The sequence below is a fragment of the Methanobrevibacter sp. genome (assembly GCF_017410345.1).
Lineage (GTDB): Archaea > Methanobacteriota > Methanobacteria > Methanobacteriales > Methanobacteriaceae > Methanobrevibacter.
In genome coordinates this window covers 1-17,305 of the sequence record NZ_JAFQQZ010000006.1, presented here as the reverse complement: position 1 = coordinate 17,305, position 17,305 = coordinate 1, and the positions used below count along the sequence as shown (strand labels likewise).

Genomic DNA, 17,305 nt, shown 5'->3' with positions numbered 1-17,305 from the left:
AAAAATAATTTAATTTTAGTTATTCATTAAGTCATTCATTTAAAAAATAATTTAATTTTAGTTATTTCATTAAGTCATTCATTTAAAATAATAATTTCATTTTAGTAAAATCATTTAACCTGGTAAAATTTAAGAAAATAATATATATCATATTAACCTAATAGATAAATAAGAAAAATGGGGATTTTTCTTTTTGTGAATTTAAAAATATTAGGGATTGTTTTATGAGTAATGATTCTAGGAATAAAAGCTTAACTAGCTCTCATTCTAAGGATTCTCTTTCTAAACAGGAATTGGCTGATTATATATTGTCTTCATATGATTCCGGAAAGACAATGATGGAGATTGCTGAAGACATAGGCAGAAGCAAAATCTATGTCAGCAATGCCCTTCATCAATTCTTGAGTGATGAGGAGATCAAGGTCCGCCAATATGAAAAGATAAGGGGAAAGAATAAGCTTGACTTTTCAAGGTACAAGAGCACTTCTGGGATTTATAGAGTTAGCTTTGTTCAAAATAAGAGAAATGGAAACGACTATTGGTCATATCAATATTATGAAAACAGCAAGCTGAGAAGGATTGTTTCTGTAAACCTATATAAATTGAAGGTCATCGTCTTGGAGAAAGGTTTGGATTGGATGGAATTCACCGAGGAAGCAAGCCAATTGGTCCTGAAATATAAGGAAACATATGATGAGTCCTCTTTGGAAAGATCCAACAAGACAGGCTTCTTCAGGGTAACCAAGCGTAAGACCAATACAAAGCAAGGGTATACATGGGCCTATTCATTTAAGGAGAAGAATAAGCTCAACTTTGTCAGTTCAGTTGACATCAGCAGACTCAAATCAAAGGTTTTGGCCAATGGATGGGAATGGATTGAACTGAATGAAGAGGCTACAAGATTGGTTGAGGAAAATGCCAAGAAGTTACAATAAGCCTTGATTAATATTGTTTTTTATGATTCTTTTTCTTCTTTTTAGCCTATCTTTTCTTCCAATTTTGATACTTAATCAGATTAATTATTCTTTTTTTAATTTATTAGACAGCTATTTTTTTTATAATTTTTCTTTCAAATTCTTTTTAATATTCTTTCAAATCTTTTTGATAATTTTTCTTTTAGATTCATTATTTTTAGAAATATTTAATTAATCCAATTAAGATAAATATAATATTATATTGAATTTTATAAAAGTTTAAATAAAATAAACTATAATAGATTTATAATTATTGAAATAGGAAAAAATGCTATTTGCTTTTAAATTAGATTTTTTTTATGATAATCAAATGATTTAATTTATTGCTTTATTCGGTGATAATATGTGTGGAATTGTTGGTTGTGTATTGAAAAATGATAAGGTGGCTCCAATCCTATTGGATTCAATCTCCAAGTTGGAATATAGGGGTTATGACTCTATCGGTTTGGCCACCGCTTGTGAAGGGAGGATCAATCTTAAGAAGGATGCCGGCAAGATTGAGGAAGTCGATTCAAAATTGAACTTTGCAGATATGCCAGGCACTTACGGAATTGCCCATGTAAGATGGGCAACCCATGGAGACCCAAGCAAGGAAAACTCACACCCACACTTGAATTCCGCCGGAACCATTGCTGTAGTTCACAATGGTATCATTGAAAACTATTTGGCCATTAAGGAAGATCTGATCTCTGAAGGATATGAATTCAAATCCGATACAGACACAGAAGTAATTCCACACTTGCTTGATAAGTTCATGAAAGAGGGATTGGATTTGGAAAAGGCGGTTCGTAAGGTCATAGGTGTAATTGAAGGTGCTTATGCTCTTGCAGCCATTTGCTCCGATGAGCCGAATAAGGTAGTGGCAACCCGTAAGGACAGTCCTTTGATTGTTGGAATCGGTGAGGAGGAATACTTTGTCGCATCAGACTCTCCCGCTATCTTGAAATACACAAACAATATCTCATACCTTGAGAAAGGTGAGATTGTAATACTTACTGAAGATGGTGTTACATTCAAGGGTGCCAATGACAAGGTGATTGAAAAGGAGATTGACGTATTGGATTGGTCTCCTGAAATGGCTGAAAAGGAAGGATATGACCACTTCATGATCAAGGAAATCAATGAGCAGGATGTGGCAATCAGGAATACCTTAGCAGAAAAGGATAAGATTAAAGCTATTGTTGATGAAGTTAAAGGAACAATAAACAGAGTCGTTTTTGTTGCATGCGGAACATCTTACCATGCTTCCCTTACTGGAAAGTATCTGATTGAATCATTGGTGGGAATTCCTACCGAGGTCTTGCTCGCTTCCGAGTTCAAGTATTCTGCCAAGGCATTGAATGATCAAACCCTTGTGATTTTCATTTCCCAATCAGGTGAAACTGCAGACACCTTGAAGGCATTGGATGCTGCAAAGAAGGTATCTAAAACCTTAGCCATTGTAAATGTCAGAGGAAGCTCTGCTACAAGAAGAGCAGATTATGTAATCCAAACTCAGGCAGGACCTGAAATTGGTGTTGCAGCTACCAAGACCTATGTAAGTCAATTGATAGCCATTTACCTATTCTCTGCATTGCTTGCAGATGATGAGGGCTTGCTTAAAAGATTGGAGAAAGTTCCAGATTACATTGATGAGGTTCTTAAAAAACAAGGAATTATCCGTGAAATCTCCCATTTATACAAGAGGGATAAGGATGCATTCTTCATTGGAAGAGGATTCTCATACCCAATTGCATTGGAGGGAGCTTTGAAATTGAAGGAAATTTCATATATTCATGCTGAAGGATATGCGGCAGGTGAGCTTAAGCATGGTCCTATCGCATTGATTGATGAGCACATTCCTGTTGTGGTGGTTGCACCTCCAGGAGAGGACTACAAGAAGATCATGAGCAATCTGCAGGAAGTTAAGGCAAGAGGTGCCGATATTTTAGGTATTGGTGCAATTGGAGACAAGGATTTGATTGATGAGTCTGACAATGTGTTCCTGATCAATCCTGAAGTTGATGATATCTTGGCTCCGCTTGTCTATATAGTTCCGCTACAGTTATTAAGCTATCATGTATCTGTTATAAGGAAACTGGATCCGGATAAGCCTAAGAACTTGGCCAAGTGTGTGACTGTGGAATAACCCCAAAGCTTCACGGACTTCAGTCTGTAGAACATTGACCAAAACTCTTTCCACTTATTGGGAGGAGTTACTTTTTTTTATTTTTTATATAATAGTCTATTTTTAATTTTTTGCCATTTTGATCTATTTTTAAAAAAAGAATTAATGAGATTATTTTCTTCCGCTTCCAACTTTAAGAAGAGGAATCTTACTCATTGTAAAAATCAATAGCCAGCTTAATCCTATTATTATGATTGAACTTGCAGGCAGCCAGAAATATGCATTTGTGTTTACGATTGGTGCCAAAAATCCCTTATACATGATGAGTTGCATGAGGATATAATGTGAGAAGTAGATTCCAAAACTGCATGAGGAGAACAAGACAATAACCTCTCCTAATTTTCTTTCCCTAATCATTTTTGCGCCTTCCCTAATCCATTCAACGCTTGCATACTTGAATGCTATGAAGAGCCCTATGGTTTCAAGGATTACAAAGATGTCAAAGAAATCTATTGGAGTCAAGGCATATCCACCAAGTCCCTTCAGATATATTTTTGTAAAGTGTCCGATTATTCCGATTATGAATAGCAGGCATCCGATTGCAAACATCTTCTTGTCTGAAATATTGAATTTCCTGTTGTGGATATAGGATCCCATAATGAAGTATCCAAGAACTGGGAAGAAATTGAAGATGACTCTGAAGTTGTATTTCATTTGAGGATAATCGAAAAAGCCGATTGTATAAAGTATTGAAAGAATTATTGTTATGAGTATTAGATATTCGGCTCCTTTCATTCCCTCTTCACGAATGAAGCTGCCTACAACTGGAATGAGAAGATAGACTCCAATCAATGACCATATAAACCAGAAAGGCCTTGAATAGTCCTGCACACCAAAGGCAGTATCCATAAAATAAGTCAGTGTAGGTGTATAATGCCAGACAAGTATCCCTACGATAATGTACACGATAATCCAGAATAGGAATGGCAGGAACACACGCTTGAATCTTTTTTCCAAAAACTTCTTGACTTCATACTTTCTTGTAAGAAGAAGGGAACCGCTTACTGTAAAGAAGAGGGGAACCCCTATACGTGTAAGTGAGAACACTCCACTGCAAAAGAGCCAACTGTAAAAATCGTATGAGAACAGTCTGGATACATGTCCAATAACCACTAAGATTATAGCAAGTGAACGGACTTCATCAAGATACATTATGCGATTGGGACTAATACTCATTTTACCAGCACTCAATTAAATTAAGTTTTATTCACAAGATTATATATTTTTAGTTTGATTAATAAAGATTTTTGATTTGGGTTTCTAATCATTTATTTATATTTCCTTCTTTTTTAATTGGATATTTCTTTAATTTGTATAATGAAAACTTTGAAGTTTTTTCCTAAGGAATTTAAAATCAAAGAGCTTTAGAACCAATTTAAAGCAAATCTCATTAAAGCCAATGAATTTCATAAAGACATTCATTAGGATATTTTTTATTAAGGAAACATTTTCAAGCCTTAAGAATAAATTGTATTTTTTATAATATTCTTCAAGTTCTTTAAAAATCTTCAATTTATATTCCTTTTCGCAATCGCTTAATAGGATCCATTTTGTCAAGCCCATTAATGTTTGGCTTTCAAATTCAGGAAAAGTTTTTCCATTTTTTTCCAAGGTGTTAAAGATATTCTTAAAGCCTTTATACATCTTTGTAAGATTCTCTTTGCTGAATGTCTTTGATGTGGATTTGTCATCTTCACTTTCTCTTATATTATAATAAAAGCCGTAATAATCATTTAATGAGATAATTTTTGAAGCCTTTATAAAAGCCTGAACATTGAAATAAGTGTCTTCATATAATTCATTAACTGCAAAATTAATATCATTTTCCAAAAGAAAAGACTTTTTAAAAATTTTATTCCAAATGCTTGTGGAAATCAATAATGATGGGTCCTCATCAATGGAATTTAACTCCATAACTTCTTCTTTTTTATCTAGAATATTTCTTTCTTTTATATTTGTCCCCTCTTTGGATAAATATATTCTACAGTTAACAATATCTGCATCATATTCTTTTGCCGCATTATATAACTTTTCACATATGTCCTCTTTGTAAAAATCATCTTGATCTAGAAACATTATATATTCTGATGTGGATTCCCTTATTCCAATATTCCTTCCTTTAGATGGAGAACCACTATTTTCTTCCATAAGCATTATTTTAATGTTATCATATTTTTGAGAAAGTTCTTTTAAGATATCCTTGGTATTGTCGTTTGAATTATCATCAATTATGACTATTTCAATATTTTCATATCCGAAAGTTTGATTTAATACAGAATTAAATGCATTCATAAGATATTTCTCAGCATTGTATGTGGGAAGGATTACAGATATTTTAGGATTCAAATTACCACCAATATTTACTAAACAATTAATTTTTATTTTATCTCATCAGTTTCCATTATTTTAGTTTCCATTTTTTTATTTGGTTTCTTTAATGGGTTTGTCTATTTTTATGTTTGTTTTGATAGGATCTCCTTTATGATTATCCGATCCTGATTATCAATTGATCTTGTTAATAATAAGGATATGATGTATATTACCAGTCCAATTGGAATGGCTAACCAGATTGATGTATTTATTAGATTAAATGCAATTAATAATATAATTCCACAGATTACTAACTTTCCAATGTTAATCAATATCCTATAATCCGGTTTGTAGGATGTTTTAAGAATAGGGTGAAGGATTAAAACTGTTATAAATATTTCACTTAGAACTGTAGCTATTGCAGCACCTTCATATGAAAGCATAGGAATCATTATTAAATTAAGGCAAACATTAAATATTGCAGCTAAAATGTAAATTTTTGTTACGGTGCGTTCCTTATCTATAGCATTAAGCAATATTGATCCCGCCCCATTTATGAACAGGAAGCTTACGGTCCAAATCAATATCTGCACTGTCGTATATGAAAGGGAGTATTGATGGCTGTAGATTATATCTACAATCGGACTGGCATAGAAGTATACTCCTACACTAATAGGAATAATGATCATAAGAAGATATTTTATGGACAGTTCATAGCTTACTTTGATTAAATCTTGGGATTCTTCGAAAAATTTGCTCATAACCGGGAAAACTACACTCTGATATACTACAAAAAAGGTTGTAAAGACTGTGATTATGTTATATGCAGACTTGTATAGTCCAGTAGCAAAATCTCCAGTTAAATAGGATAGCATGACAATATCTATTGAGAAGTAAATGGTATAAAAGAAATTGGTTAAGCCGAAAGGTAGGGAATTCACCAAACTTGATTTTATGAATTCGCTGTCAAGCTCAAACTTTGGGAAACCGAATCTTCTTACGTAATTGAAGAGCATATATGCAAAATAGAATGCATATGCTATTGTATAGGCTATAGCTATTGAAATGACTCCAAAATCAAATCCAATGGTTATTAAAATGAAGACCAATAAAAGGCCGCTATTCAATATGCCTCCTATTGCCTGGTATTTGACCTTTTCAAAAGCTTGGAATACCCCATTTAAGAATACTGTCATGGACATTATTGAAATTTCCACAGTGAATATCATTGTTACTAGTATTGTTGTGGTTGGGTAATTCATTAAATACAGTATAAAAAGGCTTATGAAGAATAATATGATTGCTAAAATAATCTTAAAATAGAAAATGTTGTTGACATATTTATGCAATAAGTCCTTATGCTTTGAAATTTCACGGGTTGCATATGTGCTCATTCCCAAATCCATGAATATGACACTTAAGGCAGTGAATGAAATAGCGAATGAGACTACCCCATAATCGGACACCCCAAGATATCTTGCTATAATGATGGTCCATAAGAATGCACAGAAACTAGTGATGGTCTGTGAAATGGTTAACCAACTTGTGTTTGCAAAAATGGATTTGATTTGATTCATAGTATCATCAATAATTAAAAACATTCTTAAATTTTGTTCAATTTATATAATATTAATTTATGTTAATTAATATAAATAATTAATTAATAGAGATTATTTTTTGAATATTTTCTAATAGTTGAAAATTATGACATATGATTTAAAAATTTTAAATATTATTAAAAAGATAATAATAATATTAATAATAAATTTTTATAGGTTTGTTTAGCAAAGAAATTTTTTATAATATTTTATATAAGTTGAGAAAAATGAAAGTAGATTCTAGTGAAATATTGAATGTTTTATTTTCATCAAATGATGATTTTTGCCCTTATCTGGGGGTTTCCCTTTATTCTTTTTTGAAATATAATCATGATGAATTTGAAAAGATTAACATTTTTATATTTGATGATAATATTGATAAATCCAATAAAGAAAAGCTTAATCAGATTTCAAATCAATTTAATCAAGATTTGATTTTTATTAAAGTTTCAGATATTCAATCAAAATTTGAGAATAAATTAGATTTAATGGAAAAAGAGGGAATAACTTCAATTACTACTTATAATAGGTTATTTGCATCATCTATTCTGAAAGATATTGATAAGTTGCTTTATTTAGATGCAGATTCTTTAATATTTGGTTCTTTTAAGGAATTATGGGGGTTTAACTTAGATGAATTTTATATTGGTGCTGTTGAAGATTTATTGAGCATTGATATAGTTAAAACAAATATTGGGATGGAATCCTCCAAAGGATATGTAAATGCCGGTTTCCTATTAATAAATCTTAAAAAATGGAGAGAAGTTAATATTGAAGAAAAATTCTTGGATTTTCAAACAAAAACACATGATAAGTTTATTTTTCATGATCAGGGAATTATCAATGGGGTATGTAAGGACCATATTTTGTATCTCCATCCAAAATACAATTTAATTAGTATTTTTCATGGAATTGAATATGAGAAACTGATTAAATTAGGGGGATTGACTGATTATTATGATAAAAAAACAGTTGAGGATGCTCAAGAAAATCCAGTTTTTGTCCATTTTTCAGGTGGGGATTTGAATAGGCCTTGGTTTAATAAGGAACAACCATTTCATAAGATTTATTATGAATATGTTAATAAAACTCCATTTAAAGGTCAAATAAATGTAAAAAAATTACCTATAAAAGATGTTCTTTTTTATAAATTTTATAAATCTAAAGTTCTCTCAATTCTTTTAAAATTCATTCCTATGGGCGTTGCAGTTAAAATAGCTAATAAGAGGGTGGAAAATCAGTGTAAATCTATGTGAAATAGTTTTTTTAGGATAATAATATATTAAATCACTTTTTTATAATTTCTTTTTCTAAATAATTTAGATTATTCTTTCTTTAAAAAATTTAATTATTCTTTATCTTTAAAAATTTTTTGTGGAAATTTCTGATTTTTATGATAAATATATTATTAATGAATTACTAATATTATAATATCTGGGATTTTTAAATTAACTTTAAAAATTTAAATCATGCTTACTTTTTTTTTAATTAAGTACAGGAGTTAAATTATGGGCTTATTTGATAATATTAGAGGTTTAGGTGGTCGTCAATCTAATAATTCAAGACCAGTTATATATGCTTCTACCATAAGCAAATTGAATAGAAAATTCAAAAGCAAGGAAAAAGCAGGTTCATATTTAGCTTCAAATATGCATAATTTTTATATTTCCAGCTCTAAATTCAATAAAGGTCTTCAAATGAAAAACCTTTTCAGGAAAGTGGACATATTCATCCCCAAGTCCGGTTTTGTATACTTTTTGGATCCGTTGAAAAACTTAAACTTTGATGGGAAACTAATTGAAGGCATTACAGCAGATTATTCAAAGGTTCTAAACGGTTCAATCTATGACTACAATGAAATCTATTTCCATCCTAAAGCAGGTCGTGGGTTTGCGCGTGACTTAAGTTCAGATTTCAATAAGAATCAATTGGATATGCTCGATGGGATAGAACTGCTCATTTATACAATAGTGAAGAAATTAAGGAAATCCAATCATAAGGAAAGGGCTAAATTTGCCCGTTACTTTGAGAATATGATTGACAGGCCTGCAGAGCATTTTGAAGAGGCATTGCAAAGAATCTTATTTTATAACCAGTTGTTATGGCAAACAGGCCATGGCTTAAATGGTTTAGGGAGATTGGATAAAACTCTTGAGGATTACTATTTTGACGATTTGAATAATGGATTCATCAGTCAAGATGAAGCATATGATTTAATAAAATTGTTTTTGAAGACTCTCAACCTTTATTACTGGTATAAAAGTTCAGATTTAATGGGGGATACCGGTCAGGTAATCACTCTTGGCGGAAAATATGATGATGAATACGGGGAGTATTACTTCTATAATGACTTGACTTATATGTTCATTAGAGCAATCAAGGAATTGCAGATTCCAGATCCTAAATTAGTTCTTAGAGTGAGCAATGAAACTCCTCGCGATTTAATGGAGCTCTCTTTAGAAACCATTGAAACTGGAATAGGAAGCCCGTTATTTTCAAATGATGAAGTCATAATTGGCCGTATGGTTGATTTTGGCTATGATAAGGAAGATGCAAATGATTATGTGATTTCCAATTCTTGGGGGCCTTCAGTGGTTGGAAAAGGATTGGAACAGAATGATATTGCTTGTATATCCTTTTTAAAACCTTTAAATGAGTTTTTAGATACTGAAACCTCTCAAGTATTGGATATGCTTGATAATTTCGATGAGCTATTGAATTCCTATAAATATTATCTTAAAAAAGATGTTGAAGATTTAATCCAAACTTTGGATGAAATTGAATGGAATGAAGATCCATTGCTTTCATTGCTTATAGACGATTGCAATGACAAGCAATTGGACATATCCAAAGGGGGAGCCAAGTATTATAATTATGGAATCACTGCCGTTGGCCTTGCGAATACTGTAAACAGTTTATACAACATTAAAAAGCTTGTATTCGATGATAAGAAATATTCATTGAACGAATTAAATAAAATGAGAAAGAATAACTTTAAAAAAGACAAGTATCAAGATGTATTTGGTGAATTAAAAGCTGTTACTCCTCATTTTGGTATGGATAACAATGAAATAATCGATTTGGCCAATGAAATAACAAATTACTTAGATGATTGTTTTAAGGATTATGCAAATGGATTTGATGGTAAAGTCAAATTTGGATTAAGTTCTTCTGATTTTATTATTGCTGGTGCTGAAACATCAGCTTCATTTGATGGAAGAAAAGAGGGGGAGCCTCTATCTCCACAAATCTCTTTGGATTCTGATAAGGATTTTACTGGAATAGTGAGATTTGCATCAAAATTAGATTATAGTGGGGCTAATATTAATGGAAATGTGGTGGACTTGATGCTTTCACCAGATTTTATTAAAGGCCATTCGGATGAATTCACAGACTTTATTTATTCCAGCATCAAATCCGGATTTTTCCAAATGCAAATTAATGTAGTTAGCAGCAAGACTTTAATTGAGGCAAAAGAAGTTCCAGAATCACATCCTAAATTAATTGTTAGTGTTTCTGGATTTAGTTCATACTTTAATGATTTGCCAGAGGAATACCAAGACTTACTTATAAACAGAGCTTTAAAAAATGAAGGCAAGTTATAATGGCATTTTTTAAAACTTTTTAAATTTTTATTTTTATTTTTAAAACTATTTCAAGTGATTAAATGAATTATGTTGAAGAATCTACTGTAATTGACGAAACCATTTATGATTTGATCAATGAGGCATTCGATAATGAAAGGGAATACAGGGATGCCAAGTATAGAAATTCCATTTTTACAGATCATAAGGAATACTTTGTCAAGACAGATGACGGATCATACAGCATCAAATCTAAGGAAATCAATAATAAGGTGGAGACATTGCACACTTCAACAGGTGCAATCAGCGAATCGTTTGAAAAGTTCATAAAGCCATTAAAGCTTAATTATAATGAAGACATTGCAATTTTGGATATCTGTGCAGGATTGGGATACAACTCATCTGCAGCCATTGATGACTTCATGAAAAACACTGATGGGAGCACCAATCTGCATATAGACATGCTTGAAATATCCAAGCCAACCCTTGCTGCAGGTCTCATGGTTCCTTCTCCAATCAAGGCTCATGACATTACCAAAAAAGCCATTGAGGAATCTTTAATAGATTGCGACTATGCTTCATTGGAGCTGGAAGAAACTATTATTCCAGAAAATATAGGGTTGAAAATTCATATAGATGATGCAAGGCAAGTCATTCAAAAGCTAGAGAAAAATTCTTACGATGCAATATTTTTAGATCCTTTCAGTCAGAATATGTCTCCTGAACTGGTAAGTGTGGAATTTTTCAAGGAGTTTCGAAGGGTGATTAAGGATAACGGGATTGTCTGCACATATACTTCATCTGCTCCTGTAAGGATGGGCTTTATTGAGGCGGATTTCTATGTATCCTTAGGTCCGATATTCGGCCGTTTCCAAGGGGGAACTTTGGCTTCACCTTCACCAAGAAATCTAACCAAGTCATTGCCTAAAAATGATGAGATAAAAATGGCACTATCCGATGTTGGAATTCCATTCAGAGACCCAAACCTTAATTTGTCATCTGAGGAGATATTGGATAACAGGACAGAGGAAAGGCATAAAGCACGCCATTACACAAAGATATCCTCTGCTGTAAAGACTCCAATATTCTTAGGCCAAGAGATGGATGACGAGCCACTTAAGAGAAGAGTTGAAAGGAACTTGGCTAAGATGAACATTCCAGGAGTCCTATCTGAAGAGGCATTGTATATTGTAGAGCCTGAGAATGATTATCAAGATGAATATTTGGAGGACAACAATACCCGAACACGTGTTCTGGAAATGATGAGACGTTTGGATGAGATTAAGAATAAAAGGGACATTCCATTTAAGGAAAATGGGGAATGAATATCATGAAAATAATAATTTATGCTTCACAATATGGAACAACAAAGCAATATGCTGATGAGCTGTCTAAAAGAACAGGCATTGAAGCGATGGAATACACTGATGTTACAGACATAAATCAGTATGATACAATAGTCTATCTTGGACCTTTATACGCCGGAAGCGTAATGGGGCTGAAGAAGACCTTGAATAAGATCAGGAAGGTTCAGGATAAGAAACTTGTCGTTGGAACTGTAGGATTGGCGGATCCAGATGATAAGGAGAATAGGGAAGGAATAATGAATGGTATAAAGGAACAGGTCCATGGCTGCATTTATAACAAGGCAAGGGTCCATTTCCTAAGGGGAGCAATAGACTATTCCAATCTTAACCTAAAGCACAAGACAATGATGGCATTTATCCATAGGAAAGTAAAGGGAATGAAGGAAGAGGAAAAGACTGCAGAGATAAAGACAGTAATTGAAACATATGGAAAGAATGTCAGCTATGTGGATTTCGATTCCTTGAATCCAATTATTGATGAAATTGAATAAAAGATTTTTGATTCCTTGAATCCTATTATTGATGAAATTCAATGGAATTTACTCCTTTTATCATTCTTTCATTAAAAAACTTTTTAAACTAATAAGTTAATATAAGATATATAAATCTATTTTTTTATATTTTTAAAAGATTTTATCATATTTACCAATTTTAAAGATTTATTAAATTTACTTTTTATTATTATTTAGCAAGGAAAGAATTTTATGTTTGAAATTAAAGCAAAAGATATGAGAGGAAGAGTAGGTGTCTTGAAGACAAATCATGGGGAGGTCAAGACTCCAAACCTGATGCCTGTTATCCATCCTAGAAAACAGACAATCAATGTTAAGGATTATGGTGCAGACATTGTAATTACAAACGCTTATTTGATTTATAAGGACGAAGAGTTAAGCAAGAAGGCATTGGATGTTGGATTGCATGAGCTAATTAACTTTGACGGTCCGATTATGACCGATTCAGGTTCATTCCAATTGTCTGTCTATGGTGATGTGGAAATTGGAAACAAGGAAGTCATCGAGTTTCAGGAAGCCATTGGAACCGATATTGGAACCTCCCTTGATATTCCAACCGGACCTTATGTTGATAGGGAAAAGGCTGAAGAGGATTTGGAAATCACCATAGAACGTGCTAAAGAGGCTATCAGTTTCGTTAAGGATAATGATTATGAAATGAAGATAAACTCTGTGGTTCAGGGGTCAACCTATCCTGACTTAAGGGAATACTGTGCAACTGAGCTTACAAAGCTTGATGCGGACTTGTATCCGATTGGTGCAGTTGTTCCTCTTATGGAAATGTATCATTACAGAGACCTTGTGGATGCAGTTATGCATTCAGTCAAATGTCTTCCTGATTCAAAGGCACGTCACCTAATGGGTGCCGGACATCCTATGATTTTTGCCCTTTGCGTTGCTATGGGCTGTGACCTATTCGATTCTGCAGCTTATATCCTATACGCTGAAGGAGACAGGTTCCTCACTACAAGAGGCACATTGAAGCTTGAAAACATGACAGAGATGCCTTGTTCCTGTGAAGTCTGTTGCAAATACACTCCAGATGACTTAAGGGCAATGGACAAGGAAGAGAGAACCAAACTAATCGCTCAACATAACCTTCATGTAAGCTTTGCAGAGCTTAGGCTCATCCGCCAGGCCATTTCCGAAGGAAGTCTTATGGAGCTTGTTGAGGAACGTTGCAGAGCCCACCCTATGCTCCTTGATGCATTGAGGCATTTAGGTGAGTATAGCGAAGATTTGGAGAAATTCGATCCTAGAAGCAAAAAGTCTGCATTTTTCTACACAGGTCCCGAATCATTGAAAAGGGCAGAGGTCACAAGACATCTGAACAAGCTGAATGAAATGGACAAGAAAAAGAATCTTGTAGTCCTTCCGGCTTATAGAAAGCCTTACAGCAAATATCTTGCAAGCAGCTTCAGGGAGTTCTTCGTTTATGCAAAGGATGAGTCCAAAGGTGAAGATGAGCCTTGCAATATTGACAACAAGGATACAGACTTTATGGTCTTGGACATTCCATTCTGTCTAATTCCGCTTGAATTGGATGAGGTCTATCCATTAAGCCAAAGTGATGCTCCAAGGATTCATGACAAGATAGCTGATGAATTCACAAGAGATTTCCTGATTGATTTTGCTGAAAATTATGAAAATGTAATAATCCATCCTAAAGTCTTGGATGAGCTTGAGCTTGACTATATTGAAGAGTATGCTCATCCTGAAGACATCAAATATGATAAGGATGATATCAAAAAGCTCAAGGCCATTGCAGATTATCAGTTTGGCGCAGGTGCTGGAGATGCATTGTTTGCCGGCAAGATAAAAATAGAGAAGAGTAAGAAAACCGGTAAGATAAGACATATCTTTGACAGGAATCAAAATATTGTAAATATGAGAGCATCAGACAGTTTCCTGATCTTATCCAAATTAGGTGCAAAGAGATTGGCAGCATTAGATGGAATGAGAAACAAGGTCATGATTGACAACAGTGTCGAGTCATTTGCCCGTGAAGGAAAGAGCGTATTTGCCAAATTCATCATAGATTGTGATGAGAACATCAGGTCAAATGATGAGGTCCTGATTGTAAACGAGGACGGTGAGCTATTGGCATTTGGAAAGGCTCTTTTGAACCATAAGGAAATGCTTGACTTCAAGACAGGTCAGGCAATAAAGACAAGAAAAGGATTTAAGAAATAATTCCTTTTCATTTTTAAATCATTATTAAATTTTATATATTTTAATTTATAGAATAATTATTAGTTATGAAATTATCTTAAAACAAATTCAATGAGGAAATATTATGATACCTGGTATGAACCCAAAACAAATGAAAAACATGCAAAGACAAATGAAAAAAATGGGTATGGACATGAAGGAAATCGAAGGTGTCCAGGAAGTTATTATTCGCTGTGAAGATAAGGATTTGATCATTTCTCCTGCAGATGTAAGCTTAATGACCATTATGGGTCAGGAAACCTATCAGGTCACTGGAACTGCAGTTGAAGTTGAGAAAGAGATTGAAATTCCTGATGAAGACATTGAAATGGTTGCCAACACTGCTGGGGTAAGCCTTGAAGCTGCTGAAGAGGCTTTAAGGGAAACAGGCGGAGACTTGGCTGAAGCTATTTTAAAATTAAATGGATAAATTTTTCCATTTCTTCTTTTTATTTATTTTTTAACTTTTCATTAGTTTTTAATTATCTTTTTGAAATCATTTTTTACTTTTTTTTAATTAACTATTTTAATTATTAAATTTATATAGTAATAAATACATAAAATCTTAATAGATTATTCAGAATTTATTTTTAAAACGGATTATACAGATTTTTTTCATTACGTTTAATATAGACTTTTTATGAAATTGTGAGGTTTATTATGAGAGAATTTAGATTAGGAAGAAACATTAACTTAGCTAATGTGGCTCAACTTCTTAAAAAGGATTTTAAGGAGGTATTCACTTCCAATCCCATTGTTGTATTAACATTGCTTGCTATTATAATATTGCCTTCTTTATATGCTCTTATAAACATTCAGGCCTGTTGGGACCCTTATGACAATACCGGAAACCTTGAGTTTGCAGTGGCCAATCTTGATAAGGGTGCGTCCTTTGATGGCGAGGACATCAATGTAGGGGACCAATTGGAAGATGAGTTAAAGAGAAATGATGATTTTTATTGGACATTTGTAAGTGAGGATGAACTGCGGGAGGGGGTTAAGAATGGAACGTATTATGCTGGAATAATCATTCCTAAGAACTTCAGCAGCAACATCAAGTCCATCACTTCCGATGACCCTCATTCAGCAGAATTGGAATATATTGTAAATAGAAAATCCAATCCGATGGCTTCAAAATTAAGTGACTCTGCAGCAAGGGCAGTTTACAATAAGGTCAATGCGAAGATTGTCCAGTTCATCAATGTTGCGGCATATGAAAAATTGGGGGATTTGCAATCTTCACTTGCCTCTGGTGCAAGCCAAATGTCTTCCGGTGCCGGGCAATTGAGTGCAGGGGCTTCCAAGGTTCAATCTGGAGCTTCACAGGTCAAGTCTGGTGCTTCTCAAGTGAAATCAGGTGCGAATGATTTGGAAAAGGGAGCCTCTCAAGTGGAATCTGGTGCTAGCCAAGTTTCTGCTGGTGCTTCTCAAGTGAAAGCCGGATCATCACAAGTTTCCTCATCAGCAGATCAGATATCTGCAGGTTCTGCTCAAGTGCAAAACTCTGCAAAACAATTGGATCAGGCTGTTGATGAAAGTACCTTGCCTGAACAGATCAGGCCTGTTGTCCATGGTTCAAAAGAATTGGCAAATGCAAGTTCTGACTTGGCAGGAGCTTCAAGCAATCTTGCACAGGGCTCTTCAAAATTAGCTAACAGTTCTGTAGATTTGGCCAATGGTGCTTCTGGTGTTGCTGATGGCGCTTCTCAATTGGCAGATGGAGGTTCCAAGTTAGCCGATGGAAGCAGTCAATTGGCTGACGGGTCTGTAAGCTTGGCTGCAGGTTCTACAATGCTTGCAAATGGCGCCTCTTCTGCATTGCTTCAGGCTTCCAGCGGTCTTGCTGGTGCGGCAAGTTCACTTTCCAGCATAACCGGTGTGGATGAGGATAAGATTGGGGATTACATTTATTCTCCTGTTACATTGGAGGAAAATGAATTATATCCTGTCCCTGATTACGGTTCAGAGATTTCTCCATTTTATATAGTCTTATCCATGTGGGTAGGGGCAATAATTACCTGTGTCATGCTTAGAACTGGCCAGTCCACAGGAACCAAATACACTCCATCAGAGATGTATTTCGGTAAATTGTTGATATTCCTTGTCATGGCCGTTTTGGAAACCACTGTAACCCTCATTGGAGCATTCATATTGGGAATTAAAATGGCCAATCCATTGATGTTTGTACTTTCGGCATATTTCATAGCATTGATATTTATGCTGATTGTCTATTCATTGGTATCTGCATTGGGACATATTGGAAAAGGATTGGCAGTGATCTGGCTTGTATTCCAAATTTCAGGTACTGGTGGTATCTATCCTATTCAATTGATGGGACCGATACTTCAAACAGTCAGCCCATATATGCCGATGACCCATGGAATCACTTTGCTTAGAGAGACTGCATTGGGATTGATATGGTCCAATTACACTCATTCATTCTTGATTTTAATAGCTATGGCTTTGATTACATTGGTTCTAGCATTGATCGTTAAGATGTATGCAGATAAAAGGGCCCATTGGTTTGAGGAAAAATTAAATGAAACTGACTTGTTCTAATTAAGTCATTTTTATTTATTTTT

12 protein-coding genes are annotated in these 17,305 nt (G+C 33.9%); 9 read left to right on the top strand and 3 right to left on the bottom strand.

Translation table 11 applies throughout. From position 1 onward, the window contains the following. The first annotated feature begins 224 nt into the window (after positions 1 to 224). Positions 225 to 935 (top strand): hypothetical protein, encoded by a 711-nt coding sequence (locus IJE13_RS00670; protein WP_292775860.1) that lies wholly within the window; start codon positions 225 to 227, stop codon positions 933 to 935. 382 nt (positions 936 to 1,317) lie between these two features. After that, positions 1,318 to 3,102: a glutamine--fructose-6-phosphate transaminase (isomerizing) gene (glmS, locus tag IJE13_RS00665; RefSeq protein ID WP_292775857.1), complete on the top strand. Its 1,785-nt coding sequence runs from the start codon at positions 1,318 to 1,320 to the stop codon at positions 3,100 to 3,102. 150 nt (positions 3,103 to 3,252) lie between these two features. On the opposite strand, the gene IJE13_RS00660 is transcribed toward glmS, so the two are convergent. The 3 genes from IJE13_RS00660 to IJE13_RS00650 form a co-directional block, all read right to left on the bottom strand. Beyond that, positions 3,253 to 4,317: an acyltransferase family protein gene (locus IJE13_RS00660; protein ID WP_292775854.1), complete on the bottom strand. Its 1,065-nt coding sequence runs from the start codon at positions 4,315 to 4,317 to the stop codon at positions 3,253 to 3,255. 129 nt (positions 4,318 to 4,446) lie between these two features. Then, entirely contained in the window at positions 4,447 to 5,487 is a 1,041-nt protein-coding gene (locus tag IJE13_RS00655) for a glycosyltransferase family 2 protein (RefSeq protein WP_292775852.1), read from the bottom strand. A gap of 107 nt (positions 5,488 to 5,594) precedes the next feature. Beyond that, on the bottom strand, positions 5,595 to 7,028 hold the full coding sequence (locus tag IJE13_RS00650) for a flippase (protein ID WP_292775849.1): 1,434 nt from the start codon (positions 7,026 to 7,028) through the stop codon (positions 5,595 to 5,597). A gap of 248 nt (positions 7,029 to 7,276) precedes the next feature. Between IJE13_RS00650 and IJE13_RS00645 the strand changes: the two genes are divergently transcribed. The 7 genes from IJE13_RS00645 to IJE13_RS00615 all read left to right on the top strand — a co-directional run bounded on the left by IJE13_RS00645 (position 7,277) and on the right by IJE13_RS00615 (position 17,282). Continuing rightward, positions 7,277 to 8,305: a glycosyltransferase family 8 protein gene (locus IJE13_RS00645; protein ID WP_292775846.1), complete on the top strand. Its 1,029-nt coding sequence runs from the start codon at positions 7,277 to 7,279 to the stop codon at positions 8,303 to 8,305. A gap of 252 nt (positions 8,306 to 8,557) precedes the next feature. Next, positions 8,558 to 10,654: a pyruvate formate lyase family protein gene (locus IJE13_RS00640; protein WP_292775844.1), complete on the top strand. Its 2,097-nt coding sequence runs from the start codon at positions 8,558 to 8,560 to the stop codon at positions 10,652 to 10,654. Between the two features lie 62 nt (positions 10,655 to 10,716). Further along, entirely contained in the window at positions 10,717 to 11,958 is a 1,242-nt protein-coding gene (locus IJE13_RS00635; RefSeq protein WP_292775842.1) for an MnmC family methyltransferase, read from the top strand. Positions 11,959 to 11,963: 5 nt separating this feature from the next. Further along, complete coding sequence (locus IJE13_RS00630; protein ID WP_292775840.1) at positions 11,964 to 12,491, top strand: flavodoxin domain-containing protein; 528 nt, start codon at positions 11,964 to 11,966, stop codon at positions 12,489 to 12,491. 213 nt (positions 12,492 to 12,704) lie between these two features. Next, a complete protein-coding gene (gene tgtA / locus IJE13_RS00625) occupies positions 12,705 to 14,705 on the top strand; it encodes a tRNA guanosine(15) transglycosylase TgtA (protein WP_292775838.1) in 2,001 nt (666 codons plus the stop codon). 103 nt (positions 14,706 to 14,808) lie between these two features. Continuing rightward, a complete protein-coding gene (locus IJE13_RS00620) occupies positions 14,809 to 15,153 on the top strand; it encodes a nascent polypeptide-associated complex protein (RefSeq protein WP_292775836.1) in 345 nt (114 codons plus the stop codon). Between the two features lie 230 nt (positions 15,154 to 15,383). Continuing rightward, positions 15,384 to 17,282 (top strand): YhgE/Pip domain-containing protein, encoded by a 1,899-nt coding sequence (locus tag IJE13_RS00615; RefSeq protein ID WP_292775834.1) that lies wholly within the window; start codon positions 15,384 to 15,386, stop codon positions 17,280 to 17,282. Positions 17,283 to 17,305 lie beyond the last annotated feature (23 nt).

Bases quoted from the DNA above. Each gene is read 5' to 3' on its own strand.
- IJE13_RS00670 (WP_292775860.1), top strand. From the start codon at position 225: ATGAGTAATGATTCTAGGAATAAAAGCTTAACTAGCTCTCATTCTAAG.
- glmS (WP_292775857.1), top strand. From the start codon at position 1,318: ATGTGTGGAATTGTTGGTTGTGTATTGAAAAATGATAAGGTGGCTCCA.
- IJE13_RS00660 (WP_292775854.1), bottom strand. From the start codon at position 4,317: ATGAGTATTAGTCCCAATCGCATAATGTATCTTGATGAAGTCCGTTCA.
- IJE13_RS00650 (WP_292775849.1), bottom strand. From the start codon at position 7,028: ATGAATCAAATCAAATCCATTTTTGCAAACACAAGTTGGTTAACCATT.
- IJE13_RS00645 (WP_292775846.1), top strand. From the start codon at position 7,277: ATGAAAGTAGATTCTAGTGAAATATTGAATGTTTTATTTTCATCAAAT.
- IJE13_RS00640 (WP_292775844.1), top strand. From the start codon at position 8,558: ATGGGCTTATTTGATAATATTAGAGGTTTAGGTGGTCGTCAATCTAAT.
- IJE13_RS00635 (WP_292775842.1), top strand. From the start codon at position 10,717: ATGAATTATGTTGAAGAATCTACTGTAATTGACGAAACCATTTATGAT.
- IJE13_RS00630 (WP_292775840.1), top strand. From the start codon at position 11,964: ATGAAAATAATAATTTATGCTTCACAATATGGAACAACAAAGCAATAT.
- tgtA (WP_292775838.1), top strand. From the start codon at position 12,705: ATGTTTGAAATTAAAGCAAAAGATATGAGAGGAAGAGTAGGTGTCTTG.
- IJE13_RS00620 (WP_292775836.1), top strand. From the start codon at position 14,809: ATGATACCTGGTATGAACCCAAAACAAATGAAAAACATGCAAAGACAA.
- IJE13_RS00615 (WP_292775834.1), top strand. From the start codon at position 15,384: ATGAGAGAATTTAGATTAGGAAGAAACATTAACTTAGCTAATGTGGCT.